We start from the raw sequence: 24,160 nt of genomic DNA, 5'->3' as shown, positions 1-24,160 counted from the left end.
CCGATGTCGTCAAGGCGTGGTCGATTCGACGAACGCCGGCTCGAAATCCAGCAGGTCGGTGCCGCACATGCCCAATCCCCGGGCCACTGCGCGCCAGCCCGCCACGGCCTGGGCCACTTCGCTCCAGATCGCCTGCGCTTGCGCAGCATCCAGCCTGAAATACGACGCGGCGGCCATCAGCATGTCACGGCTGTCGATGACGCCGGTGTCCTCGGTCAGCCAGGTCTTGCTCTCGCGACGGTCGCCCGGCATCGGGTTCAGGTCGAAGGCTGGCGACAGGCGCCAGCCGCGCTGGCGCGCGTCGTACAGGAAGCCGGTGTTGCGCAGGTGGTCGTCGGTATTGCAGACCAGGAAATTGAAGACCAGCCGCCGCCACAACTCATGGATGTCGGCGATCGGATCGGCGCCCGACTGAAGCAGTACATCCACCAGTTCGGTGTAGGCATGCGTCGCGTCGCGGCCACCGGACTGGAGCATCGTCGCGGCCGACACGTAAGGGATGCGGCCGCCATCATCGGTGCGGTCGAAACGCCGGATGACGGCGACCGCCGTGCCGCCGATCACTTCCACGCGGGCCGGCGCCACGCGGATGATCTCGTAGATGGTCAGGTGCCGCAGCGAGGGGAACACATCTTTCTTGAAGACGCGCCCGATCTGTTCCAGGCTGGTCTGCCGTCCTTCCTCCAGCGAGAGCCGGCGATGGGCCAGCCATTGCTCGTAGACGGCCATGAAGGTGTGCTCGCCGGCCAGGACGATCGCGTGCCGCTTGCGCTTACGTTCGCTGTAGGGATTGACGCCCTTGGCGAGCAGCGAGCGGGCTTCATCGCGAAGCGCACGGGCGTCCTTCAGGGAAAGCGCCGGATAGTTGCCGAGGGTGATGCGCTCACGCTTGCCAAACCACGAATAGCGGAAGTGCCAAGCCTTGGTGCCGATGGCGGAAACGTAGAGATAGAGGCCGTCGAAGTCGGCCAGTGCGTATGGCTTGCCGGTGGACTTGGCCTACCGGGCCATGGGGTCTGAAAGCATGATCCCAACTCCTTGAAAGCGAGTTGAGTGCCATGTTTCCCATCGGCTCCCGGCTCCTCCAGCAACAATGCGGCAGGGGAAGTTCGCGCATTGTTTGGGCCACTTTTTGTACCAGTTTGGGCCGGCCGTCAGTGGATTTCGCTGGACGTCACTGGAACGGATTTTCTGGAAAAACCGAACCGTGACAATGACTTGAAACACGCCATGGACGTCCTTGGAACACCATGGAAAGTTGAAGTGGAGCGGGTGAAGGAAACAGTAAAGTCCGCCTATCCCCTTGATTAACAAAGGCTTTATTCAGTTAGAATAGTGCGGATGTACCCAATAATGTACCCATCCACGACCACTATAATACGCGAAGTCTGGCGAAGGCCATAGAGCGCCGTCGAGGTCTACACAACGCTATCGAAAACATGCAGACCAATGCCAGAGCGACGCACAGTATTATTGAGCGTTATTGAGCGGGAATAAGTTCGTAGTCGATCTCGTTGCAAACGGCGAGAGCTGCCGCTTTAACCAACCACACCACAAAGCGAGGCCGTGCCAGCACAGCGCCGCGCCCGCTCGATAAACCGCTTGACCCTCTCCGAAGCCCCGTCGCAATAAAGCAGGAACGTTGTAATCGTGTGATCGTCTGCGTGAAGAGGTCTCGCGACGATACCGGCTTCTCGCGCCGCATCAATCCGGGAGCATGCGGCCAGCCCGACACCATAGCCGGCCGCTACCACAGTTGCCATGAACTCAAAACTGCGCGCCTGAGCTGCAACGTGTGGTGTCAATTCAGCCTTCACGAATAAGGCTTGCACGTAATAATGCATGGCCGCGCAGACCTCGGAATGCCACATCACCACCGGATAGTCCGCAAGTGTAGACAACGGGATGGCTGCATAGGTCAGTAGTGGTGAGCACGCTGGCACCAGGACCGCCAGTTCGTCATGCCAGAGCGGCTGCATCTTCAAGCCGTGTTCGGCTCCCACACCCAGGGTAAATCCGAGTTCGTAGCGTCTGTCTTTCAGACCCGCGATTTGCTCTGCTGGGGAAACCTCAGACAGTGCAACGGGCGTTTCAGGCTCCTCTATGCGTTGGCGAGCGAGAAGCGTTGCCAGCTGTGCGTGGATCGCGCCAAATGATACGGCGATTCGCAAAGGTCGCCGATCAGCGTTGGAAGGCATATTGTTCTCCTTATTCGCAGAGGACTGTCGTTCTTCGTTAAAAGCCGGAATAGTGCCAAAGTCTTCGCTAAAACTGAACTAGCCGGACGGCCGACATCTGGATGACAGACCGGGGCAGCTCATGCCTCCAACTACCGCCTCATGTTTTTTCCTCAAAACAAGAAGCTAGTTCAACACTTCGTTCACATCCTCTACGCTCCATTTCCGAGTCCGGGATTTAATGGACGAGCCCACGTTTAACGGCAACGGTCCAGGAATTAGCGGAGAACGACAGCGTAAGTCAAAAAATAAGGCTTAAATCTTATCATGAGTTAAATTTAACGTGGTTTGATTTATGGTGTCGTACGAAGCTTTTGCTGATGCAGAAGCGTACTATCCAACGAGGCCGGCCGACCGGCACCACCACCTATGAAGCAGGGCCAGCCATTGCGTTTGGCATGGCCGTTCGGGCAGCAAGAACAGAGCTGGGCATCGCCCAAGAGACACTCGCCCACCTGGCGGGGATCGAGCGTTCGCACATGGGCAAGATCGAGCGTGGCGAACATATGCCGAACCTGGCGATTATTCTGCGTATCGCCAGAGCACTGAACAAAAGCGCGAGTGAACTGATAGCGGCCACTGAGAAAAACCTACAGACTGAAGCCAACGCAAACGATGGGTGATATTGCTAAGGCAATGACATGCCGTCAGCCTCTCCAAGTTGAATTCGCTCGATAAACCGACTCAATGGTTCAGAAACTCCAGCCTGAGGATATAGCAGGTAGGTCATCAACGTCGCTTCTCCTTGCGGCCCTTCCAGAGCCCGAGCCACCACATCCGGGTGTCTGTACATGCCGATCTGGGTGGCAGTGGCAAAGCACAGACCATAGCCAGCGGCCACCAGCGTCAAAGCGATGCTCAAGGAACTAGCTTGTGCGATCACAATGGGCTCGACATTCACTCCACGCAGTAGTTTGACGATCTGCTGCAGATAGCCTTCGCACTCATGGGGATGACACATCACCAACGGGTAGCGCAACAACTCCTCCACCGGAATCTGTGCATGCACCAGCAAGGGATGGCGTGCGGCCATGGCTATTACCAGCGGATCACTCCAGGCAGAATAAGCAACGATATCGTCTCCCGTTTCGGAGGAGCGAGCGAAGCCGGCATCAAACGCGCCTTTTCGTAGCCCTCGCAACTGCTCGGCCAGTGGTACGTCGAACAGGCGGATCTCCACTTCAGGATCTTCCTCACGGCAGCGCGCCAACAGCGCTGCTAGTCTAGGTTCCGCAGCTCCATCAGAGACGGCAATACGCAGCGTGCCGCGATAACCCGCTGCCGCTGCCTTAGCACTCGCCGTAGCTTGGTCGAGACTGGTAAATACCCGACGCACGTTCTGCAGAAAGACTTCACCAGCGAGGGTCAGATGCGTACCACGTCGATCGCGCTTAAACAGCAGCACGCCCAACTCGCCCTCTAGGTGCTTGATAGTGCGCGACAGCGGTGACTGCTCAATGTTCAGCCGCTCAGCGGCACGGGCGAAGTGCAGCTCCTCAGCCAGTACGATGAAGGCACGTAGATGGCGTAGTTCCATGCTAAATCGCCACCGTCCGGTAACCAAAGAATGACGACTGCTCGATCATGACCTTGATCGGCTAGTAATAGACGGCGTGCCGTGAAATGTTGAACCACAAGTACAACTTGAAGATCGAGACATCAAAACCATTTTCTTTCAGCCCCTAGCATTCATATTGCTCATTAACAACCAGAGCATTAGCCCAAAGGGCCTCACCCATACCACGCTTGGCCTCGTCTAATCAATTCTCAACCTTCGACAGTAATAAGTCACAGGCGCGGCTAGTTTCCGCGTCTGTCGTCTTGCGCAGGATGATGGTCGATGTGCACCCGATCCGCCACTTGATGAAAGTTCTGCTCCTCAGCGAACACAATGAAATTATGTCAATAACGCATCCTCACACCACAAGTGTCTCGTTACCTCTCCGACACTGTCGCACATTGTTAGACCAAGCCTCTGTGCCGCGGGAATGGCGGCGATGAACGCCACCTCAAAACTCTACCTACACGACGATGACACAGTGGTGACGGCATGATTACAAATCTGTAATGAAGGTGATCTAAAACTTGATGGCTTCCGGAATATACGTTATGGGGGCTCCCTATTTCTCTGTATCGAACCTTGATGTAGCTTCAGACAATATCGTGGCTTCTACACTGGTAACAACGAAGAACGAGCAACTGGACTTAATCGTCTCTGTGCTTTGCAGCGTCAATAAGCACTTGACCTTGCCACAATTGGAAGGTCCATCCTAACGACATCAAAATCTAATGGGAGGCAATTAATATGACCACAAACACTAGTGGTGCAGTCACTACCGGGGGAGGTAATGCGCGCAGTGAACGATTGCTATGGATTCTCACCGGCGCCACATTTCTTATCTTTTTCCAAGCATATATGGTGGCACCACTGCTGCCGCGTTTGGCCGCTGTATTTCATGTGTCTGTGGAAATGGCTGGTTTGATGGTGCCCGCCTATCTCATGGCCTATGGCGTTGCGACGTTGTTTTACGGGTTGCTATCTGACAGGATCGGACGACGTCCGATCATGATCGCTTCGCTATCGGCGTTCATTCTTCTGACCGTTCTGACGGGATTTTCCCAATCAGCTGAGCAATTAACGACCGTGCGTCTGCTGACCGGCCTTGGGGCCAGCGGCGTCGTACCGCTCGCTCTCGCACTGATTGGCGACCTGTTTCCCTACCGTGAACGGGGCCGCCCGCTGGGCTGGCTATTTGGTGCCATGGCCGGCGGCATGGCGGTCGGCGCGGTCGCGGGTGTGATGCTCGAGCCGTTCATCACATGGCGCGGCCTATTTTTTGGCGTGGCCGCAGCCGCTACGATGGTCCTCGCCTTTCTGTTGCCTTATCGTGATCTGTTGGGCAACAAAAGCGGCACCGCGAGGCCAACGCTTGGCACCCTGTTTGCCGGCTATCGTACTTTGCTGGGCAGCTCACGTGGTCAGCGCACCTATGCCTACGTTGCGCTCAATGCGGTGTTTCATTCCGGCGTGTTCACTTGGCTCGGCGTGTATTTTTCGCGCAAATATGGCTTAGGTGACGTCGGGATCGGCCTTGCACTTCTGGGCTACGGTATTCCCGGCTTCCTACTCGGCCCAGTTATCGGGCGGCTCGCCGACCGCTACGGCAGAAGCCAACTGATCCCCGTCGGATTGCTCATCGCTGGCGCCAGCGCCGCCGCGCTCTCACTCGACATGCCCCTGATCGGGGCGCCCATTTTAGTAACACTGCTGTCGGTCGGTTACGACCTAACACAACCGCTGCTGGCCGGCATCGTGACCGACTTGGGGCCAAACCGCGGGCAAGCCATGGGCTTGAACGTGTTCACCCTGTTCGTCGGCTTCGGCAGCGGGAGCCTACTTTTTGGCGCGATGCTGCCGCTTGGCATCGAAACGGCACTCCACGTGTTCGGCGCTGGCGCCATCCTCCTCGGGATCCTCGCTGCCTTCCTCTTTCGCTCTGAAATGCATAAGTGACTCCCACCCCGAAATGGTTCACTCCGGTCTGAATTAGGACAGACCGGAAATGCTAGATCTTAGCTACGAGGGAATAACTGTTCCATTACATCGATAACACAATCATTGGATGAGGATGGTTTCATGCGATCTGTTTCATCAAGCTTTTGGTAAGCCTTCTGCACGAACGTCTGGTCGGGAACTGTAGGCATGCACATCGCACCGTCGGAGCAGTCGAACTTATCGGTGGCTATAAAGCCGTCATCATTGCCTAGGCGAGCAATACGTGATTCGCGTTGGAACAAAAGCTCGCCCGCAACCCTATTGGTATTCGTGATAATTAATATTCAATTAAAGCGTGGCGTTAGGAAGCGTGATCTCAAAAACCATTTGTCCATCCTCATCTTTTGCAGTAATGGTGCCGCCATGTGTGTCAATAATCGATTTGACAATGGCTAGACCTAAACCGGCTCCGTCGCCCTTGCGTTGGCGTGAAGGATCCGCGCGGTAAAATCGGTCAAACAACCTTGGAAGATGCTCGGGATTGATTGCTAACCCCGGGTTCGCAACACGTATAACCACCGTGTCATTGCTGTTAGCCGCTAGTGAGACGGTGACTGCTCGCCCCGGAGGGGTATAACGTATGGCATTGGACAAAAGATTGCTTAGTGCGCGGCGCATCATCAATCTATCACCCTGAACACATACAACGGGACCTTTGCGTATCAAAGCAACAGAGCGTTCTTCGGCCCACGCTTCGAAGTAATCAAATAGCGCCTGCACTTCCGTGACCAAGTTCACGCTGACCAGCTCCGGTTTGAGCTGGTTATTATCGGCTTGTGCCAAAAACAGCATATCACCGACCATTTTGGCCATACGTTCGTATTCTTCCAAATTGGAATATAGAATTTCTCGATACTGCCCAATATCGCGCGATTGAGAGAGAGCGACTTCAGTCTGCGTCTTCAAATTAGTTATGGGCGTACGCAACTCATGAGCAATATCAGCCGAAAAATTCGAGAGGCGATGAAAACCATCTTCAATACGATCCAGCATGTCGTTGAATGACACGGCCAGCTCAGTTAGCTCCACTGGAACCGTACCAGGAACAAGCCGAATAAAAAGCTGGTCAGATTTGATTCGACGAATCTCTCGGCTGATGCGCCGTATCGGCGCATGCCCTTGATACACAGCAAACCATGTCGCCAGAATGGCAATCAGACAGGCCGCGACCGTAATAATTCTCAGGTAACTGCGGAAGCTTTCAAGATAGTGCAGGTGAAAATTGATGCCAGTGGCCACAGCTAAGGTTAAAGGCTCGCCACCTGGAAGACCTTTGTTCATTAGCTGCACAACAGCACCTCTATAGGTCTCTCCCTTATCCCGCCAGATTTTCACCGAGTTGATGGTGATCACGCCCGAAGAGGGAACCAACCGTGCAAAACCATCCAGATCCGAATTAGGCGTAGCGTAAATCACATTTCCATGACTATCCGAGACACGAAATTGTGCATTACGATGGCCTGAAAACGCTGCCGCTAACCGACGCTTCAATGCATCCGGTTCCTGAGCAGCTGGCGGCTCTGAGAGCGACTGCGTCAGCGATTGAACAACAGCATTAAGCTCATCGACATCCTGCTGAACGAAGTGACTATTAATGGATCGTTGGACCATCCATCCAAACGTAAGAAGCACCACTGTTATGACTGCTCCAATGGATACGGTCAGGCGCAGGGCCAAGGACGCGGGGCGGCGTGCCATTCTTTTTAGCTCACGCTGCTGACATCAAGCATATAACCCATGCCGCGAACGGTATGAATTAGCTTGGGCTCAAAGGCGTCGTCGATTTTGGCGCGCAGGCGCCGAATTGCCACGTCAATGACGTTGGTATCGCTGTCAAAATTCATGTCCCACACCTGCGAGGCGATCAGAGAACGCGGTAACACTTCGCCTTGGCGACGCACCAAAAGCTCCAGAAGTGCGAACTCCTTGTTTGTCAGATTAATGCGTACCTCTTGCCGCCTCGCCCGCCGACGCGGGATGTCCAGCACCAGGTCGGCCACCTGCAACTGATCATTAAAGACCGGCGTGGTTCCTCGACGCAGTAACGTACGGACTCGTGCGAGCAGCTCCGAAAAAGCAAAAGGTTTAATCAAATAATCATCGGCGCCTAGTTCCAGGCCCTTAACACGATCCTCCACGCTATCGCGTGCCGTCAAAAACAATACTGGAGTAGCCGACTTCGCTTCGCGCAACGCTTGAACAATACGCCAGCCGTCAACATCTGGCAGCATGACATCCAAGATGATCAAATCATAATCCTCTGTCAGGGCGAGGTGGTGCCCGTCCAGACCCGTGCGGGCCAGATCGACTATAAAGCCGGACTCGACGAGCCCTTCACGTATGTATTCGCCAGTTTTTATCTCATCTTCAACGACGAGCAGTTTCATGGGATCGCTCCTGCGATGTACTTCAGTTTTGTGTCTGACTTAAGGGACCGCCCCTGACGTAGAAGCGTCAGAACTCATAGTAAGACTCTACACGCGTAAAACTGACAGCACGATGACGATCAGATTACAAAACTGTAATACAACAATATTTCGGACGAATTCATTTTTAGACGCCCTTGTGTTCACTGCAAAGTATCTTGCCTCAAAATCAAGATATAAAAACATGGAGCGTTGCATTAAGCTCGACATCGATTACGCACAAGCATTTCGTCTGCGGGACCAGGTACATTGAAGTCTGCAGTGAACTTACCCAAACGTTTTATCAGATAATTGCGAGCATCTGCGAGCCATTTCGCCAAGAATATGGCTCGCCTCAGATGAGTTACTAGGAGCATGATGCCGAAAACGCGCTAAAGCATGGAAAACGCCTAGCGCTCGGCGGCTTAACAGCGTCCGGCCCTAAAGTTTGAGCACCGGCGTATAGCCAACTTCTCGAATGGCACGTTCGATAACGTCTGCATTGGACTCTCCATCGATTCGAACCAAATGAGCGGGGAGATCAATCCTAACGCTGGCCGTCGGTGCCGTTTCTTTGACCACGCGCGTAATCGTATCCACGCAATGACCGCAAGTCATATCTTTCACTTCAAATTCAATCATTGTGCTGTCTCCTTAGGTAATGCAGCATAACAATACTAAACCTTGCCATTACGGCAATGTCAAGCTGGCCCAACGTGCCATTTACCGGCTTCCTCGGCAATCAGTTCACACGTTTGCAGCTCGCAGCGACCGCCGTTGCTATTCTTTTTGCCTTTAAATAACAACATGTTGCTTGACTACCGGGAGACGCAACGCGCGCATGACATAAATGTAATCGCGGCGTAATCGGACTGACAGCATGACTTCGCTACAGTGAATTCGCTACCGTCACTCAACGCTGCCGAGCGGATATGAATTAACCCGCCTATTTGAAGGATACGAAGATGAAATGTGATATGAAAACCATGCTGAAGGCGGCTCTTGGCCTAGCTGTCGCCATTGCCGTGGCGTACGCGACTTTTCCCGCCGCCCGTGAATGGCTTGCCGCCAGCGCCCCATTTTTGTTCTTTCTAATTTGTCCCTTGATGATGTTTTTCATGATGAAAGGTATGCACTCCTGCGACAAGGACCAAAGGGTGGAAAAAGCCCAAGCCGACAAAGCTCCCTCCACACCATCGGTCGGACACTCGCCGCTCAAAGACTAGCCGGCTCGCAGCCGTCCTACCCTACCCATAGCGGACTCCTGATGGGGTAGCACTTAGATTTACGGATATCACGTGATGAGTTCTAAAACGATTTTTACCAGCCTGGCGGCAACAAGCGTTGGCACGCTATTGATGTTCGGCGGAATCGGCGTAGCAACCGCAAGTACCGATCCATCCGTAGCCGATGCACAAGCCATAATGACTTTGGCACAGGCTGCGCCGATTAAACTCACGCACGTGCACGGGCTTGCCTATAGCACAGACGGTAAACAGTTGCTGATCCCGAGCCATCATGGCATCGCGGCGTATTCGAATGGTCAATGGACAAAGATGGCCGGCCCCGAGCATGATTACATGGGATTCGCCACCACCCGCGGGGCGTTTTACAGCAGCGGGCATCCCGCAACAGGCTCGAAGCTAATTAATCCGTTCGGCCTCATCAAGAGTACGGATGCGGGAAAAACTTGGCGACAGTTGGGGCTGGAAGGAGAGTCCGATTTTCATACCTTGGCCACAAGCTATGAAACCGATGCGGTGTACGTCCTGAATTATGGGCCTAATACCCGGATGCCCCAAGCTGGGCTGTATATGACTCAAACAGACGGCCTGGCATGGACGCGGGCAGCCGCTAACGGCCTAAGGGCCAAAATTAATAGCTTGGCGGTGCACCCGCGCGATGTCAACGTCGTTGCCGTGGGCGCTGCCGACGGGTTGTACTTGTCTCGTGACGCGGGCAACCATTTTGAGCCATTGGTCCAGAGCGCGCAGGTACTTGCGCAGTGGTTCGATCTGGATGGCGAGCACCTCTGGGTTAGCAGTTATGCAAATGTCCCCGTGCTAAGTCGCATGGACCTGAAGGACGGCGGAGTTATAGAAAAAATCGAGCTTCCCGCACTAGATGAAGACGCGGTGGCCTTTATTGCTCAAAACCCTACCCGCCACGAAGAACTTGCGATCGCGACCTTCAAGCGTAGCGTCTATATCAGTCAAGATCGTGGTGCGACCTGGCTACAGATTGCTAAAGGTGGCACGACGCTCGATAAGTAATCTCCTGACATCGTATCGTTTGGCATTCACATAGCGTAAAGCAATTTGAGTAGTTTCATGAGTAATAAACTGATAAAAATCCTTGTGATCGCACTGGCGGCGATTGGACTCATAGCCGTTTTTGCTTTTGTCGGCATGGGAGCCATGATGTTTTGGATGATGGGCACTTAACGCGAGCGTTACACGCTTAAGTGCCTCCCTGCTGCCAGTATCGAAAATGCAACCACACGGCCCAACCTGAAGAATACCTATGCATTACAAAAATGTAATGCCGGCGTCATTGGGCCGACATGCGCATTTCGTTAAAGTGCTAGTCATCAATTTAATTTGAGGCTTTGATCATCGAAGGATGATTGATGTCTGCCTCTTTCGACTTTGGGATACGCTCACATGAAACACCTGCTACCGTCCTCGCTTGCACTACCTATACTGCCCCGTCGCCGATTCGTTCAGGGCCTAGCGGCCGGCGGCGTATTGTTGGGCTTATCGCCCTTTGCCCGAGCTGCCGGAGTTCCGTCCGCCAAGACGAGCACCGGCTCAGCCGCTGTGCTGACGGGGACCGAGTTCAACCTGGAGATCGGTGAATCACCCGTCAACTTCACCGGCAACCCTCGCATGGCGACGACGGTGAATGGCTCGCTCCCTGCCCCAACGTTGCGTTGGCGCGAAGGCGATACGATCACTATTCGCGTCAAGAACCGCCTGAAGGAAGCCACCTCCATCCATTGGCACGGCATCATCCTGCCCTTCCAAATGGATGGCGTGCCAGGCATTAGCTTTGCGGGCATCGCCCCAGGGGAAACGTTTACCTACCGATTTAAAGTCGAACAAAGCGGCACGTACTGGTATCACTCCCATTCTGGCATGCAGGAGGCGACCGGCGTTTATGGGGCGATCATTATCGACCCGACACAAACCGACCCCATACGGGCGGATCGGGAGTACGTCGTTCAGCTCTCTGACTGGACCGACGAGGATCCGATGCGAGTCCTGGCCAAACTCAAGATGCAAGGCGACTACTACAACTACAACCAACCCACCGCCATTGATTTCTTCCAGGATGCCTCGCGAGATGGCCTAAAAGCTGCTATCGACAAGCGCAAGATGTGGAACGAGATGCGCATGAGCCCGACCGATTTGGCTGACCTGTCCGCGAACGTACTGACCTACCTGATGAACGGCACGACACCGGCGGGCAACTGGACGGGGCTGTTTCGAGCCGGAGAACAGGTCCGCCTGCGCTTTATCAACGGTGCAGCCAATACCTTTTACGATATACGCATTCCCGGCCTTCAGTTGACCGTGGTCCAGGCTGACGGCGTGAACGTAGAGCCTGTAACGGTCGATGAGTTCAGGTTCGGACCTGGGGAGACCTATGACGTGCTGGTACAGCCTAAAGACGACGTTTACACCGTATATGCGCAAGCCATGGACCGCACTGGATATGCCCGCGGCACCCTGGCTACGCGTGCCGGTCTCGAAGCGCCCGTGCCGGCGCTGGACCCTGCAGAATGGCTCACCATGGCGGACATGATGGGCTCAATGGGCGCGGGCATGGCAGGAATGAATCATGGCGCGCCCGGCCAATCGTCCATGGGAGGTATGGACCACGGCAATATGGCAGGGATGAACCATGGCAGCATGCAGGGCATGAATCACGCTGGAATGGCTGGCATGGCTGGCATGGATCATGGCGCAATGGCAGCGGCTGGTGCCAGCACCCAAGTGCGCCACGCCAAGACCGAGTATGGCCCAAGTATCGATATGCGGGTCGACATGCCGCGCACCAATCTGGACGATCCCGGCATTGGGCTGCGCAACAACGGCCGCCGAGTATTGACGCTGTCGGACCTGCACACTGTGGGAGGTGCGATGGATCCGCGCGGTGCAGAGCGTGAAATCGAGCTCCATCTGACCGGAAACATGGAACGCTATGCCTGGTCGTTCGACGGCGTTGAATATGGAAAATCGACGCCAGTCCATTTCCGCTACGGCGAGCGGGTCAGAGTCATATTGCACAACGACACCATGATGACGCACCCGATGCACTTGCACGGTATGTGGAGTGAGCTGGAGGCCCCCGACGGCAGCTTCCAAGCTCGCCGTCACACAATTCCCGTGCAGCCGGCGCAACGCATCAGCTTTCTCGTAACCGCCGATGCACTGGGTCGCTGGGCTTGGCACTGCCATCTGATGCTGCATATGGATGCGGGGATGTTTCGCGAAGTGGTGGTGGCATGAGCTCAATAAACGAGAAGAAGGGAATCTTGACCGTGAATACCCATATAAGAAAACGCATTCTTGGAGTCGCCATCGCAACGCTCGGTGCAACTCCGCTTTTTGCCTATGCCCAAGCGCATGACGCCCATAGTGGCCATACCGCCATGCCGGCCAATTCGGCGCCTGCCGATGCAGCAAGCATGCCTGGCATGGATCACAGCAAGATGAATATGCCTGGCATGGACCATGGCACGATGAAAATGAAGCCGACCACCGCGCCTAAGCCAGCAGAGTCCATGCCGGGTATGAACCATGGCCAAGCCAACACAGGTGCGACGGCCCCTGCTCACGATATGGGAGCAATGGATATGGGCGGTGGCGAAATGGACCACGGCGATATGCAGATGCAAGGCGGATCGGCGCCACCCGATGCCCGCGATCCGGATGCCTACTCCGATGGCTACGTGCGTAACGCGGGCAAGTATGCGTTGCCACCCTCAGATGCGCTGATCATGTCGGACATGCACAACTTCGGTTCCGTGAACTTCGACCGGTTAGAGTACGTCAGGGCGCGTGGCGAGGAGTGGGCGGCCTACGAAGGGGAGGCCTGGTACGGCAGCACCTATAACCGCGCCGTCATCAAAGCGGAAGGCGAAGTAGCGAGCGGAAAATTACAGGAATCCGAGACGCAGTTGCTGTGGCGTCATGCGGTTTCAACGTTCTGGGATACGGAACTGGGCGTGCGATTCGACCATGCTCAGGGCGCGCCCAACCGGGAATGGCTGGCATTCGGCTTTAAAGGACTTGCGCCTTACTGGTTCGAGGTGGATGCCACCGCCTATGTCGGCTCCAGCGGACGAACCGCTCTGGGGCTGAAGGCGGAGTATGACATTTTGCTTACCCAGAAGCTCTACCTTCAACCAAGCGTGGAAGTAAATTTCCACGGCAAGGACGATGAACGCTGGGGCATTGGCAGCGGCCTGACAGACGGTACTGCGGGCTTGCGTCTCAAATACGAAGTCACGCGTCAGTTTGTTCCTTACGTTGGCGTGGAATGGTCCAGCAAATTCGGAAAAACGGCGGATTACGCGCGCGCGGCGGGCGACTCCAAGCAGGAAACCCGTTTCGTGGCCGGTTTGAGTTTTCGCTTTTAACTGTTGTACCAGGGAACATCAAGCCTGATGCTCTTATTTTTCCCTTATCCAAAAGTGATTTTGATGAAAAAGACACTATCTATACTGATATTAAGCACGTTACCCGCCCTGGCATTAGCCGCCGGAAGCCATGGTGGAGGTCATGAGATGAAAGACGGCACCATGATGCAAGGTCATGACATGTCCAGCATGAACAAAGGTGACTCGGCTGTGGGACAACCTGGCGACGCCGCCAAGGTCACGCGTACGATCGAGCTCGTCATGGACGACACTATGCGTTTCGCTCCAAGCCAGTTCAACGTCAAGCCTGGCGAGACGGTCCGTTTTTTCATGAAGAACAACGGCAAGATTCCTCATGAAATGGTGATCGGCTCCGTTGCAGAACTCAAAGAGCATGCCGCCATGATGCAAAAAATGCCGGGAATGAAACATGCAGAGCCCAATATGATCACGGTCAATCCTGGCCAAAAAGGTGGTCTCGTCTGGCAGTTTCCTCAGACCGGAACCGTTGACTTTGCCTGCCTTCTTCCTGGGCACATGGAAGCGGGCATGATTGGTAAGGTAAAAGTCGGATAAGGTGACGTAAAGGCGGCGCCTTATGGCCAGATTATTCATCCACTGCGTGATGGATTACTAGGCACAGTAGCTACAATGCGTTCCCCCCAGAGCGGCAGCACTGCGTATGCAGTGCTGCCAATGCTTATTTCTCCCACACGAATCACAGTCGATCCAGCCACAAAAGGCGAACTACGCTCTAGCATTATCCAAATATTTTCTATATGACATGCATACGATATTAAAAAGCCTGCTTCTCGTCTTCGGTTATCTTCTAACGAATAGCGCCGTGGCATCGGACGTCAGACTGACTTCTATTATCGAAAGCCCTGTTCACACACTCGGCAAACACGCTCATAAGGCGATCCCTCGACTCGAGAGCTTGCGTAAGATGTTTCTTGCCACGCCGCTGATCGAACGCGCGCGTATCAACTCATCCTTTGGCTACCGGCTGCATCCCGTATCAGGCAAGTGGGCAGGCCATCAGGGTCTTGACTACCCCGCCCCAAAAGGTACTCCCATCCGCGCAACGGCTCAGGGAAAAATCTCTTTCATTGGTGTCCAAAATGGATATGGCAAAGTGATTTTCATAGAGCATGATAATGAGTATTCCACTGTCTATGCGCATCAAAGCCGCTTTAAGAAAGGCCTAAGAAAAGGTGTCAACATAGAAAAGGGACAAATCATTGGCTATGTCGGTTCAACCGGAACATCCAGTGGCCCTCATTTGCATTATGAGCTGCGCGTCAACAATCAACCGGTAGACCCCATCCAAGAAAAACGGCAACTTGCCTCCTATGTCCAAAGATGAAGTTACCTTGTGCGGCCGGCGTAGCGATAGCCGGCAAATTACATTGATTGATCGTGCAACAAAGTGAGTGGGATAGTTCCAATGGCAATAACTGTGAAAAAAGCGGGCGTAATTACCGGAGTGCTTGGTTTACTGGCGCTCGGTGCCGGCTTGTTTATGTATGAACCCTTGATGAGCTCAAGATCGGCATTTATTGACCCTTCCGATCGAGAACTTGTCGCCAACGGCAAAGAAATCTACGCCAACAACTGCGCATCTTGCCATGGCGCAAAGTTGGAGGGCCAGCCTGACTGGCGTATCCGGCAAGCCAATGGTCGTTTGCCTGCGCCGCCGCATGATGAGACCGGGCACACCTGGCATCATCCCGATGCCGTTTTAATTGACATTACTAAAAATGGCCTGGTCCCTGGCGTGACAGCCCCACCCGAGTATGTGAGCGATATGCCCGCCTATGGCAAGTTGCTGACCGATCACGACATCCGGGCGGTGCTCGCTTATATCAAAAGCTCCTGGCCCAAGCAGGCGTTAGCGGCTCAAAAAGAAATCACGCAACAACGGCCACAGTAACTCATTGGGCGCGCTAGCCGTTTATTTTGCTTTACGTAACCGCAAGGCGTTCGTCACCACCGAAGCTGAACTTAAGCTCATCGCCAGGGCGGCAAACATGGGTGAGAGCAATAACCCCGTCCATGGATACAGCACGCCCGCCGCCAGCGGCACGCCCAAAGCGTTATAAACAAAAGCAAACCCCAGGTTTTGCTTCATATTCGCGATGGTCGCGTCAGACAGATGACGGGCAATCGAGATTCCTCGCAAATCGCCTTTCACCAGCGTGACCTGGGCGCTGTTCATGGCGACATCGGTACCAGTACCCATGGCAATGCCGACGTTGGCTTTAGCCAGCGCGGGCGCATCGTTAATGCCGTCGCCCGCCATCGCCACGATATGCCCTTGGCCCTGAAGCTTTGTAACCAGATCGAGCTTATCGGCCGGCTTTACCTCACCATGAAATTCGTCGATACCCAAGCGCTGCGCCACAGCCTTAGCTGTCGACACGCCGTCGCCCGTGGCCATGATGACGCGGATACCGGCCGCTTTCAGTTCGTCCACGGCTTCTTTGGTGCTGGCTTTGATAGGGTCGGACACGGCAAGTAGACCCAGCAAGTCGCCGTTCGCAGCTAGATACATGACGCTCGCGCCTTGCATACGCAGGTTATCTGCCTTCTCGCTTAGTATCGCCACATCGACGCCTTCGTGCAGCATCAGCGCGGTATTACCGAGCGCCAGACGTTTGTTCTCAACGTATCCGCGAACGCCAATCCCGGAGCCCGACTCAAATTCATCTACCGTGGCTAATGCTAATCCCTGCTCTCGCGCGGCACTAACGATAGCGTCGGCCAGCGGGTGCTCGCTGCCTTGATCCAGGCTAGCAGCCAAGCGCAGCACCTCGTCGGCGCTAACGCCCTGGACGGCAACCGCTTGCTCAAACGTGGGCCGCCCTTCGGTCAAGGTGCCAGTCTTATCGACGATCAAAGTATCCACCTTGCGAAAGTTCTCGATGGCGGCGGCATCGCGGAACAAGACGCCGTGCGTCGCACCACGACCCGTCGCCACCATGATCGACATGGGTGTCGCCAAGCCTAGCGCGCACGGGCAAGCAATGATCAGTACAGCCACCGCATTGATCAGACCGTACACCCAACTGGGCTGTGGCCCCCAGAATCCCCACACGAAAAACGTTATCACGGCGATGGCAACCACCGCCATGACAAAATAGCCGGCCACATGATCGGCCATGCGTTGCATAGGCGCTCGGGAGCGCTGCGCTTGCGCCACAAGCTGCACGATTTGGGACAGCACGGTGGCCGCGCCCACTTTCTCGGCACGTATCACCAGTGCGCCCGATGTATTCATCGTGGCGCCAATGACTTTATCGCCCACGCGTTTGCTGACGGGTAGCGGCTCACCTGTAAGCATGGATTCGTCAATGGAGCTTGCGCCCTCCTCTACCGCCCCGTCCACCGGCACTTTTTCACCTGGACGCACACGCAAGCGATCGCCTTCATGCACATGAGTCAAGGGCACATCTTCTTCAGTACCATCAGGCAAGATGCGCCGGGCCGTCTTCGGGGCCAATCCCATTAGCGACTTGATGGCCGCCGAGGTCTGCGAGCGAGCTTTCAATTCAAGGATTTGTCCGAAAAGCGTCAAGGAGATGATGACAACCGCCGCTTCAAAATATACTGCGATGCGTCCCATGGACAAGAACGTGTCGGGAAACACTTCCGGCGTAACCGTCGCCACGACGCTATAGATAAAAGCCGCCGCTGTTCCCAAGCCGATGAGCGTCCACATATTGGGGCTACGGTTAATCACCGACTGAACGCCGCGCACAAAGAACGGCCAGCCAGCCCACAGCACGACAGGCAAGGAAAGCACCAGCTCGATCCAACTTTGGGCGGTCATGCCAAACCAGCCAAACTGGTGGCCAAACATGGCCAGCGTCGTGACGATCAGGGAGAGTGGCAAGGTCCACCAAAACCGGCGGCTAAAGTCAGCCAGTTCGGGATTATCATCATCGAGTGTGGGCATAAGCGGTTCCAGCGCCATGCCGCACTTAGGACAGTTTCCGGGGTGATCTTGACGAATCTCGGGATGCATCGGGCAAGTGTAAATGGTGCCCGGTGCTACGGCCTCAATGTGTCGTTCGTTTGGCTGTTTTTTAGTAAGATACTTGGTCGGGTCCGCGCTGAATTTGGTCTGGCAACTAGTGCTGCAGAAATAAAACGGCTGGCCGTCATGCTCAAGATGGTGTGGCGATTGCTCAGTCACCGACATTCCGCACACCGGGTCCTTTAACCCCGAGGCCGGTTTAGTGTCACGGCTGTCAACTCCCGTTGATCCACTGCTTAAGTGAGCTGATTGGCCGTGTGGAGCGTGTTCGTGATCGTGTGGTGTCATGACGTAGCCGCTTTCCCAGTTAGTATTGGGCTACGCTGACCTCTCACCATCCCAATACAGCGTAGAGCCCGGGATTGCAATGGATGGTAGGCGTATCAATCATGCCATACTTTCGTGCTTTTGAAACTGACAGTTCGCTGTCAGCGGCATTACATTTCCGTCATAATTAGCGACGATTTACGAAGCATTATGCGCCCGTATAAAAGCTCTCAATATACGCTTTTTCTTCAGCAGTCTGCGCTATTAACTCATTCTGAACCTGTGCTCGTGATTTCATTGGCTCAACGTTGATTTGAGGCCAAATACCTGTCGCCTCGCCCTGACGTGTAGCCCAAGTAGGGTCAGCTTTAGCTTCCTCAAGTTCCTGGAGCACCTGTGCTCGACTTTTCATGTTGGACCAATCCTGCACTTCGGTTCCGCCCTGCTCACTATTATCGGGGACCCAATATGCAAAACTGGTGGCTGGAACCGCTAATGCAGCGGCTAGTAAGGCGAAAAGCGTTTTTGAACGAAAAGACATAACAGGTTCCTTTGAGAGTCATTGTCCCGCGACGCCGTCATACTGAGCGATCACAGTGCCAGTTCTTTCTGGCTAGGACTCCACTTTAACGAGCAGCACCCAACAGTCCGATGACGCCGGCGTGACGAATACGTCATGTTTTGACCTAACTTTGTAATGTAGGCGGCATCGGAGTGAGGAACCAGTAACGGCACGGGAATTGCTGACAAACAAAGTTCGTGCAGTATGTGCAGACTGAAACGCGTGCCTCATTGCTTCAGGATCTCCATGATCGCCCAACCTATTGATTACCCTCTTATTATCTGGTTTGCTATCGCAGCTTTACGACCAACAACAATGTAGAACAAGATGGCGCTGGGGGCCTGACCATGACCCTGAATATCCCAACCTAACCAATTGTGTTTAAACCGAAGTGCCTGATAGGTAAAAAGTAGCTGTATCTTGGAAGTTCTTACGCTTTTTGGAGATTTTCATGAATGCTCAAACAGGAAAAACGGTTCGCATGGCCCGACGCGTCTTATTATCGCTGATGCTAGGCGCAAGCATGGGGGCTATTTCATTGTTGGCGTCCGCTCAGACGACTACCCCATCGAATCAAGCATCAACAAATTCGGAAGCAATGAAAGGCAACATGCCTATGGATATGCGCGGCTCTATGATGAATATGCGCAAAAGCATGGACGTCATGAAGCCCTCAGGTGATATCGATTATGATTTTGCCATCATGATGCGAGCTCACCATCAGGGCGCTATAGACATGGCCAAGCTAGAGCTGAAAAAGGGTCAAGATCCTGAGATGAAACAAATGGCCAAAGAAATCATCGCAGCCCAGAAAAAAGAAATCGTAACGTTCGATGAGTGGCTCGCAGCTCATCCAAAGCCATCGAAATAGCTTTCTTGACAGTTCGTCGGTCCGAACTCAAGTCTCGTTATTGAGGCGAGGACGGCATTTCAAGTTTCTCGGCATATTTAATCATGATGTCGCCCATGGCACGCATCATCTCGCCATGCATCTGCATCGTCACTTTGCTATTGGCTCCGCTAGCAGCGCCCATCATAGGACAGCTGCTCATCATGTCGCCGCTCATCATGCCGTGATCTTTCATCTTGCCTGGTTTCATATCGCCCATCCTGGCCGCGTCACCATTCTGCATCATGCCTGATTCAGCTTTCATGCCCGCGGTAGTGCCATCACTGCTGGAAGTCGCTGCTACTCCCGCACCGCTTACGCCCAACAAGAGCGCCGTAATGGGCGCAATAAATAGTGCTTTCATATTCATTTGTATCTCCTAAATCCAGAAAATTGACTTTTCACGAACCGGCTTGAACTTGTGGCGCAGGAGAGATGTAGATATAGAGGTGTAGATGTCTTCCAGCGTCAGAGCAGCAAGGCGTACCAATCGTGGCGTACCCGGCTATACCATTGCTTGTATGTAGATTTTAGTCCTTGGAAAACGGTTTACCGTTAAAGTCCACAGTAACCAGATTGCCGTCCAACTCGCCCATGCCTGGCGCATTCAACGGCATGCCAGGCGCCGACACGCCCTTCACTGATGAGTGAGCCAGCAATTTGTTGACAGCATTGGCCGGTACGTGCCCCTCGATGATTTGGCCAGTGGCTTCTATCACGCCCGTATGACACGATCCAAGCTTTGGTGGCACACCGAGCTTTTGCTTCACCGAAGCCATGTCGGTCGTTTTGATCGCCGTAACATCAAAGCCAGCATCCCGCATATGCTCGACCCACCCAGTGCAGCAACCGCAATTGGGATCCTGATATACGGTAATGGCCGTGCCGGCAGCCTGTGCAAAGGATGACGCGACGGCCAAGGCAGCCGCTGCTAGCCATAATTTCATGAAACCCGCTCCAGCGTAAATGTAAATCTTGAATGATTCATAGTATAGATAAAGACCACGCTCGGGCAGCTTAGTTCTGTCGTTGCAATGTGACGCCCTTCTGTGCCTCCAGGACTTTGGGCGGCCAGTTGCTCTTGATGTAAGCCAGTACCGCAATGATCTCTTGATCGCTGAGGATGTCCCGATATGCGGGCATGTCGCTAACATAGCCTGGCGGCGCCGTCTTCCCAGGAACCAGGCCCTTTTTCACCATATCGACCAACATCACATCAGGATGGCGCCAGGTATGGCCGGTTTTGTCGTGCGGCGGTGCGGGCAGCCTGCCATTGGGCACGCGGTCACGCCAGTTCGGCTGCCCTTGCAGGGACTCACCATGGCAAGCTGCGCAATTGTTCGCATAGATCGCCCTGCCCTGCATCACAAGAGCCTGATCCGCAGGGTCGATGAATGCCGAGCCGGATCCCCGTATGACGCTGTAAAGGATGGCGCGGCGCCGACGACGACAGCGCCGACTACCCCAAAGACCAATTTCTTCCGTGCCATTTTAATGCGCTAGATCAGCTAACTTTTACTTGGCCGACCATCCCGGCCTCCATGTGGCCCGGAATGAGGCAAGCGAAATCGACGGTGCCAGCCTGGTCGAACTGCCACACCAAGCCGCCAATCTTACCTGGGGCCAATGTAATCATATTCGGTTCGGCATGCTGCATGCCCGGCATTTTTTGCATTTCGGCCGCATGGGCTTTTAGATCGGCGAGGGATCCGATCACCATTTCATGGGGGATTTTGCCCGTGTTCTTGATAAAGAAACGAACGGTCTCGCCAGCGCTGACCTGGATGTCACCCGGTGTAAACCGCATGGTGTCGTCCATCGTCAACTCAATCGTGCGGGTAACTTTGGCCGGATCGCCAGGCTTGCCAGTCGGCGACGGTGCATTCGACATGGTGGACATATCGTGCCCAGGCATGCCATGCGCCGGTGCGCCATGCCCCCCGCCATGGTTGCCCGCAGCCAATACGAGGGCCGGAAGGACACTTAAAGCCAAAATAGAAAGGGTCTTTTTCATCATGAGTACACTCCTAGAGTTTGTTTAAGTAGACAGCCATTTCAAACCGCCCCAAGAAAAGGCAATATCGAAACCGAAAACTCAAGACATCCACGAAACGGGCTTCCTGCTTCATCGCCCGAGTTAGTCACTTTAATGGCAACAGCATTGATCAATCAATTGCACTATAACGAAGTACAACTGCCGATCTACTGACGTGCAAATTACAATTTTGTAATATGGACACGCCCGTTCTAACCGAGGGCTTATTTGAGTTACTACGAGCACCTCCATGGCGTCTGCCTGAATCGAACCGGGAATCGCGGAGGCTGTTTGGTTAAAGTAAAACAGGTTCCGCAGTCTGTGCTGCAAGTTGTCGATAGTAACGCTCTTCGGCTTCGACTGGCGGGATGTCACCGATCGATCCCAATAGACGCTGGTGGTTAAACCAGGACACCCATTCCAGCGTGGCCAGCTCCACGGCGGCTTTGGTTTTCCAGGGTGCCCTGCGGTGAATCAGTTCCGTTTTATACAGACCGTTGATGGTCTCGGCCAACGCGTTATCGTAAGCGCTTCCGGTGTTGCCAACAGAAGGGTTGATGCCGGCTTCACCCAAGCGCTCGGAATAGCGAATGGATACATATTGCGACCCGCGATCAGAATGGTGAACCAACCCATCCGATTCCGTTGGGCGCCGGTCGTACACAGCTTGCTCAAGCGCATCCAAAACGAAGTCTGTCGTCATGCTGCTGGAAGCTCGCCAGCCGACAATCCGCTTAGCATAAGCATCAATGATAAAGGCCACATATAACCAACCCTGCCAAGTGGAAAGTAGAGTAAGAGACAGGGCGTAGTCGAACTATTTCCCTGCCTCTCCTCTCCGAACCGGACGTGCACCTTTCAGCGCATCCGGCTCTCCATCTAAGCGTTGCTCATAGCAAAGGCGACATCGACGTAGCGCGACTCGATAGTATTTCGTACCTCGTCGCGCAGAATATACGGATTTTCCATCGGCGTACGCCATGTGAAGCGGCCCTTGCGGCTGGTAACAAGACGCCGAAGCGCCACCGCCCCATACCAACCCCGACTATTCTGGCCTTCAAGAACCCATGTTTTGGCTCTTCCCGGTTCGGGCTCGCGGACATACTTGCGCATCAACGACGTGAATCCACGTCGGTATTTGCGCGCGAGCCAGTACCCGAACTTCCAGAACACTATTCGGTCAACTTTCCGAAACATGATGGCCGTGTAGTCGGTGTATTGATAGAAAGCGGCCCAGCCAGCAAGTTGCCGATTCAGGCTTTCCATCAGGTCCATCCGGTTGTTGTCGTAGTTACCCGACAGTTGTTTGACTAGCCGCAGGGCAAAGCCCCGGCACTTCTCCCACGGAATCGTCGTCACAGGTCGCATGCGACCACGTGGTCCACGTTTCCGGATGATTCTGTGACCCAGGAAGACGAAGCCGTCATTCACATGCGTAATATGGGTTTTCTCCATATTTAGCGTGAGCTTCAGTTCGCCTTCAAGGAATCCGCGACATGCTTCACGTACGGTCTCAGCATGCTCACGAGTTCCCTTGACTACGATCACAAAGTCATCGGCGTACCGGCAGTACGCTACAGCAGGTTTCCATTGCCGGTTTTCTCGCACAGCAATGGGCCGCTGCTTGAGAATGCCGAAGTTCCACGCCCACCGATCCTTGCGCACCTTCTTGTTCAGGTAGTTCCGTTCCATCCACGCATCGAACTCATGCAACATGATGTTGGATAATAGGGGTGAGATAACACCGCCCTGAGGAACGCCTTCGCTTGAAGCACGGAACAGATCGCGATCAACGCAGCCCGCCTTGATGAACTTCCAAAGCAGGACAAGAAAGCGCTGGTCGGCGATGCGCTTACGGATTCCTTTCATCAGCAGGCGATGATGCACCGTGTCGAAGTAACTGGCGAGGTCGCCCTCGATGACCCAGCGACCGGCGACACTTTGTTCACCACCGTCTTGCAACTGAAGCTTCACCGTGCGAATCGCATGATGTACGCTACGGGCCGGTCTGAAGCCATAGGAAGCCGGGTGGAAATCGCTTTCCCATATCGGCTCCATGGCCATTAGCATGGCCCGTTGCACGATCCGATCCCGCAGGCTCGGAATGCCAAGAGGCCTGAGCGTGCCGTTCGCTTTCGGTATATACACGCGTCGTGCGGGCAACGGACTGTACGAGCCCGCCAGCAGTTCTTCGCGTATCGTCGCCAGTTCATGCTGAAGATTCATTTCCAGCATACGTTTGTCAACGCCATCAACGCCCGGCGTGCGTGCTCCGCTGGAGGCCAGCGTAATGCGAGCCGCTTCGCTCAGCCAATCTTTGTCGGCAATCAGTCGTAGGAGTCGATCGAACTTGCGTTCTTTGTCCTCGGTTGACCATATCGCCAGTTTGTTTTGCATTTCACTGATTATCAAAGGTCTTCACCTCATTGTGGTCAATTAATCGGCCAAACAAACCACTTAAACTGCCCGCCTTCGCCATGTGGCTGGTTTTCCCAACCTCGGACTACTACGCGGGCTCCGCCA

The 24,160-nt window shown here is 54.4% G+C and carries 23 protein-coding genes and 2 pseudogenes; 10 read left to right on the top strand and 15 right to left on the bottom strand.

What is annotated here, in order from left to right:
* Window positions 1-9 precede the first annotated feature (9 nt).
* The 3 genes and pseudogenes from OOZ48_RS03635 to OOZ48_RS03625 all read right to left on the bottom strand — a co-directional run bounded on the left by OOZ48_RS03635 (window position 10) and on the right by OOZ48_RS03625 (window position 2,198).
* On the bottom strand, window positions 10-729 hold the full coding sequence (locus tag OOZ48_RS03635) for a type II toxin-antitoxin system HipA family toxin (protein WP_269495769.1): 720 nt from the start codon (window positions 727-729) through the stop codon (window positions 10-12).
* A 99-nt stretch (window positions 730-828) separates the two neighbouring features.
* Window positions 829-933: pseudogene (locus OOZ48_RS18510) on the bottom strand (Arm DNA-binding domain-containing protein); the annotation flags it as partial.
* Window positions 934-1,538: 605 nt separating this feature from the next.
* Complete coding sequence (locus tag OOZ48_RS03625; RefSeq protein ID WP_269495767.1) at window positions 1,539-2,198, bottom strand: LysR family substrate-binding domain-containing protein; 660 nt, start codon at window positions 2,196-2,198, stop codon at window positions 1,539-1,541.
* Window positions 2,199-2,557: 359 nt separating this feature from the next.
* Here OOZ48_RS03625 and OOZ48_RS03620 point away from each other — a divergent pair, with 359 nt between their 5' ends.
* Entirely contained in the window at window positions 2,558-2,860 is a 303-nt protein-coding gene (locus OOZ48_RS03620) for a helix-turn-helix domain-containing protein (protein WP_269495765.1), read from the top strand.
* Between the two features lie 5 nt (window positions 2,861-2,865).
* Here OOZ48_RS03620 and OOZ48_RS03615 read toward each other — a convergent pair whose 3' ends face one another.
* Window positions 2,866-3,774 (bottom strand): LysR family transcriptional regulator, encoded by a 909-nt coding sequence (locus OOZ48_RS03615; protein WP_269495762.1) that lies wholly within the window; start codon window positions 3,772-3,774, stop codon window positions 2,866-2,868.
* A gap of 768 nt (window positions 3,775-4,542) precedes the next feature.
* Between OOZ48_RS03615 and OOZ48_RS03610 the strand changes: the two genes are divergently transcribed.
* Window positions 4,543-5,751: an MFS transporter gene (locus OOZ48_RS03610; RefSeq protein WP_269495759.1), complete on the top strand. Its 1,209-nt coding sequence runs from the start codon at window positions 4,543-4,545 to the stop codon at window positions 5,749-5,751.
* Window positions 5,752-6,081: 330 nt separating this feature from the next.
* Here OOZ48_RS03610 and OOZ48_RS03605 read toward each other — a convergent pair whose 3' ends face one another.
* The 3 genes from OOZ48_RS03605 to OOZ48_RS03595 all read right to left on the bottom strand — a co-directional run bounded on the left by OOZ48_RS03605 (window position 6,082) and on the right by OOZ48_RS03595 (window position 8,840).
* On the bottom strand, window positions 6,082-7,491 hold the full coding sequence (locus OOZ48_RS03605) for a Cu(+)/Ag(+) sensor histidine kinase (protein WP_269495756.1): 1,410 nt from the start codon (window positions 7,489-7,491) through the stop codon (window positions 6,082-6,084).
* 5 nt (window positions 7,492-7,496) lie between these two features.
* Entirely contained in the window at window positions 7,497-8,180 is a 684-nt protein-coding gene (locus tag OOZ48_RS03600) for a heavy metal response regulator transcription factor (protein WP_269495753.1), read from the bottom strand.
* A 459-nt stretch (window positions 8,181-8,639) separates the two neighbouring features.
* Complete coding sequence (locus tag OOZ48_RS03595) at window positions 8,640-8,840, bottom strand: heavy-metal-associated domain-containing protein (RefSeq protein WP_269495750.1); 201 nt, start codon at window positions 8,838-8,840, stop codon at window positions 8,640-8,642.
* A 335-nt stretch (window positions 8,841-9,175) separates the two neighbouring features.
* Here OOZ48_RS03595 and OOZ48_RS03590 point away from each other — a divergent pair, with 335 nt between their 5' ends.
* From OOZ48_RS03590 to OOZ48_RS03560, 7 genes are all read left to right on the top strand, one after another.
* Complete coding sequence (locus tag OOZ48_RS03590) at window positions 9,176-9,424, top strand: DUF2933 domain-containing protein (protein WP_269495747.1); 249 nt, start codon at window positions 9,176-9,178, stop codon at window positions 9,422-9,424.
* A 75-nt stretch (window positions 9,425-9,499) separates the two neighbouring features.
* Window positions 9,500-10,471: a F510_1955 family glycosylhydrolase gene (locus OOZ48_RS03585; RefSeq protein WP_269495744.1), complete on the top strand. Its 972-nt coding sequence runs from the start codon at window positions 9,500-9,502 to the stop codon at window positions 10,469-10,471.
* Window positions 10,472-10,861: 390 nt separating this feature from the next.
* Window positions 10,862-12,712: a copper resistance system multicopper oxidase gene (locus OOZ48_RS03580; RefSeq protein WP_269495742.1), complete on the top strand. Its 1,851-nt coding sequence runs from the start codon at window positions 10,862-10,864 to the stop codon at window positions 12,710-12,712.
* Between the two features lie 5 nt (window positions 12,713-12,717).
* On the top strand, window positions 12,718-13,845 hold the full coding sequence (locus OOZ48_RS03575; protein WP_442867533.1) for a copper resistance protein B: 1,128 nt from the start codon (window positions 12,718-12,720) through the stop codon (window positions 13,843-13,845).
* Between the two features lie 27 nt (window positions 13,846-13,872).
* Window positions 13,873-14,421 carry a cupredoxin domain-containing protein gene (locus OOZ48_RS03570; RefSeq protein WP_269495739.1) on the top strand — a complete coding sequence of 183 codons (549 nt, stop codon included), beginning with the start codon at window positions 13,873-13,875 and terminating at the stop codon, window positions 14,419-14,421.
* Between the two features lie 208 nt (window positions 14,422-14,629).
* Entirely contained in the window at window positions 14,630-15,211 is a 582-nt protein-coding gene (locus OOZ48_RS03565) for a M23 family metallopeptidase (protein ID WP_269495737.1), read from the top strand.
* An 81-nt stretch (window positions 15,212-15,292) separates the two neighbouring features.
* Window positions 15,293-15,778 (top strand): c-type cytochrome, encoded by a 486-nt coding sequence (locus tag OOZ48_RS03560; protein ID WP_118995011.1) that lies wholly within the window; start codon window positions 15,293-15,295, stop codon window positions 15,776-15,778.
* A 21-nt stretch (window positions 15,779-15,799) separates the two neighbouring features.
* Here OOZ48_RS03560 and OOZ48_RS03555 read toward each other — a convergent pair whose 3' ends face one another.
* Both OOZ48_RS03555 and OOZ48_RS03550 read right to left on the bottom strand, forming a co-directional pair.
* Entirely contained in the window at window positions 15,800-18,049 is a 2,250-nt protein-coding gene (locus OOZ48_RS03555; protein WP_442867517.1) for a heavy metal translocating P-type ATPase, read from the bottom strand.
* A gap of 310 nt (window positions 18,050-18,359) precedes the next feature.
* Window positions 18,360-18,692: a DUF4148 domain-containing protein gene (locus tag OOZ48_RS03550; protein ID WP_269495736.1), complete on the bottom strand. Its 333-nt coding sequence runs from the start codon at window positions 18,690-18,692 to the stop codon at window positions 18,360-18,362.
* A 472-nt stretch (window positions 18,693-19,164) separates the two neighbouring features.
* Here OOZ48_RS03550 and OOZ48_RS03545 point away from each other — a divergent pair, with 472 nt between their 5' ends.
* Complete coding sequence (locus OOZ48_RS03545; RefSeq protein WP_269495733.1) at window positions 19,165-19,584, top strand: DUF305 domain-containing protein; 420 nt, start codon at window positions 19,165-19,167, stop codon at window positions 19,582-19,584.
* A gap of 37 nt (window positions 19,585-19,621) precedes the next feature.
* On the opposite strand, the gene OOZ48_RS03540 is transcribed toward OOZ48_RS03545, so the two are convergent.
* From OOZ48_RS03540 to ltrA, 6 genes and pseudogenes are all read right to left on the bottom strand, one after another.
* Window positions 19,622-19,972 (bottom strand): hypothetical protein, encoded by a 351-nt coding sequence (locus OOZ48_RS03540; protein ID WP_269495730.1) that lies wholly within the window; start codon window positions 19,970-19,972, stop codon window positions 19,622-19,624.
* A gap of 160 nt (window positions 19,973-20,132) precedes the next feature.
* Window positions 20,133-20,549 (bottom strand): DUF411 domain-containing protein, encoded by a 417-nt coding sequence (locus tag OOZ48_RS03535; RefSeq protein WP_269495728.1) that lies wholly within the window; start codon window positions 20,547-20,549, stop codon window positions 20,133-20,135.
* Between the two features lie 70 nt (window positions 20,550-20,619).
* Window positions 20,620-20,967: a c-type cytochrome gene (locus OOZ48_RS03530; RefSeq protein WP_269495725.1), complete on the bottom strand. Its 348-nt coding sequence runs from the start codon at window positions 20,965-20,967 to the stop codon at window positions 20,620-20,622.
* 139 nt (window positions 20,968-21,106) lie between these two features.
* A complete protein-coding gene (locus OOZ48_RS03525) occupies window positions 21,107-21,616 on the bottom strand; it encodes a cupredoxin domain-containing protein (RefSeq protein WP_269496311.1) in 510 nt (169 codons plus the stop codon).
* Between the two features lie 316 nt (window positions 21,617-21,932).
* Window positions 21,933-22,433: pseudogene (locus OOZ48_RS03520) on the bottom strand (IS3 family transposase); the annotation flags it as partial.
* An 83-nt stretch (window positions 22,434-22,516) separates the two neighbouring features.
* Window positions 22,517-24,034, bottom strand: coding sequence for a group II intron reverse transcriptase/maturase (ltrA, locus tag OOZ48_RS03515; protein ID WP_269495723.1), 1,518 nt, complete (start codon window positions 24,032-24,034; stop codon window positions 22,517-22,519).
* Between the last annotated feature and the right edge of the window lie 126 nt (window positions 24,035-24,160).

Source organism: Castellaniella sp. S9, from assembly GCF_027257175.1.
Classification (GTDB): Bacteria; Pseudomonadota; Gammaproteobacteria; order Burkholderiales; family Burkholderiaceae_B; genus Castellaniella.
This window is presented reverse-complemented; position numbering and strand designations above follow the sequence as displayed.

What these genes read in the sequence shown, in the direction of transcription:
- OOZ48_RS03635 (WP_269495769.1), bottom strand. Translation starts at nt 729, where the DNA reads ATGGCCGTCTACGAGCAATGGCTGGCCCATCGCCGGCTCTCGCTGGAG.
- OOZ48_RS03625 (WP_269495767.1), bottom strand. Translation starts at nt 2,198, where the DNA reads ATGCCTTCCAACGCTGATCGGCGACCTTTGCGAATCGCCGTATCATTT.
- OOZ48_RS03620 (WP_269495765.1), top strand. Translation starts at nt 2,558, where the DNA reads ATGCAGAAGCGTACTATCCAACGAGGCCGGCCGACCGGCACCACCACC.
- OOZ48_RS03615 (WP_269495762.1), bottom strand. Translation starts at nt 3,774, where the DNA reads ATGGAACTACGCCATCTACGTGCCTTCATCGTACTGGCTGAGGAGCTG.
- OOZ48_RS03610 (WP_269495759.1), top strand. Translation starts at nt 4,543, where the DNA reads ATGACCACAAACACTAGTGGTGCAGTCACTACCGGGGGAGGTAATGCG.
- OOZ48_RS03605 (WP_269495756.1), bottom strand. Translation starts at nt 7,491, where the DNA reads ATGGCACGCCGCCCCGCGTCCTTGGCCCTGCGCCTGACCGTATCCATT.
- OOZ48_RS03600 (WP_269495753.1), bottom strand. Translation starts at nt 8,180, where the DNA reads ATGAAACTGCTCGTCGTTGAAGATGAGATAAAAACTGGCGAATACATA.
- OOZ48_RS03595 (WP_269495750.1), bottom strand. Translation starts at nt 8,840, where the DNA reads ATGATTGAATTTGAAGTGAAAGATATGACTTGCGGTCATTGCGTGGAT.
- OOZ48_RS03590 (WP_269495747.1), top strand. Translation starts at nt 9,176, where the DNA reads ATGAAAACCATGCTGAAGGCGGCTCTTGGCCTAGCTGTCGCCATTGCC.
- OOZ48_RS03585 (WP_269495744.1), top strand. Translation starts at nt 9,500, where the DNA reads ATGAGTTCTAAAACGATTTTTACCAGCCTGGCGGCAACAAGCGTTGGC.
- OOZ48_RS03580 (WP_269495742.1), top strand. Translation starts at nt 10,862, where the DNA reads ATGAAACACCTGCTACCGTCCTCGCTTGCACTACCTATACTGCCCCGT.
- OOZ48_RS03570 (WP_269495739.1), top strand. Translation starts at nt 13,873, where the DNA reads ATGCTCTTATTTTTCCCTTATCCAAAAGTGATTTTGATGAAAAAGACA.
- OOZ48_RS03565 (WP_269495737.1), top strand. Translation starts at nt 14,630, where the DNA reads ATGCATACGATATTAAAAAGCCTGCTTCTCGTCTTCGGTTATCTTCTA.
- OOZ48_RS03560 (WP_118995011.1), top strand. Translation starts at nt 15,293, where the DNA reads ATGGCAATAACTGTGAAAAAAGCGGGCGTAATTACCGGAGTGCTTGGT.
- OOZ48_RS03555 (WP_442867517.1), bottom strand. Translation starts at nt 18,049, where the DNA reads ATGTCGGTGACTGAGCAATCGCCACACCATCTTGAGCATGACGGCCAG.
- OOZ48_RS03550 (WP_269495736.1), bottom strand. Translation starts at nt 18,692, where the DNA reads ATGTCTTTTCGTTCAAAAACGCTTTTCGCCTTACTAGCCGCTGCATTA.
- OOZ48_RS03545 (WP_269495733.1), top strand. Translation starts at nt 19,165, where the DNA reads ATGAATGCTCAAACAGGAAAAACGGTTCGCATGGCCCGACGCGTCTTA.
- OOZ48_RS03540 (WP_269495730.1), bottom strand. Translation starts at nt 19,972, where the DNA reads ATGAATATGAAAGCACTATTTATTGCGCCCATTACGGCGCTCTTGTTG.
- OOZ48_RS03535 (WP_269495728.1), bottom strand. Translation starts at nt 20,549, where the DNA reads ATGAAATTATGGCTAGCAGCGGCTGCCTTGGCCGTCGCGTCATCCTTT.
- OOZ48_RS03530 (WP_269495725.1), bottom strand. Translation starts at nt 20,967, where the DNA reads ATGCAGGGCAGGGCGATCTATGCGAACAATTGCGCAGCTTGCCATGGT.
- OOZ48_RS03525 (WP_269496311.1), bottom strand. Translation starts at nt 21,616, where the DNA reads ATGAAAAAGACCCTTTCTATTTTGGCTTTAAGTGTCCTTCCGGCCCTC.
- ltrA (WP_269495723.1), bottom strand. Translation starts at nt 24,034, where the DNA reads ATGCAAAACAAACTGGCGATATGGTCAACCGAGGACAAAGAACGCAAG.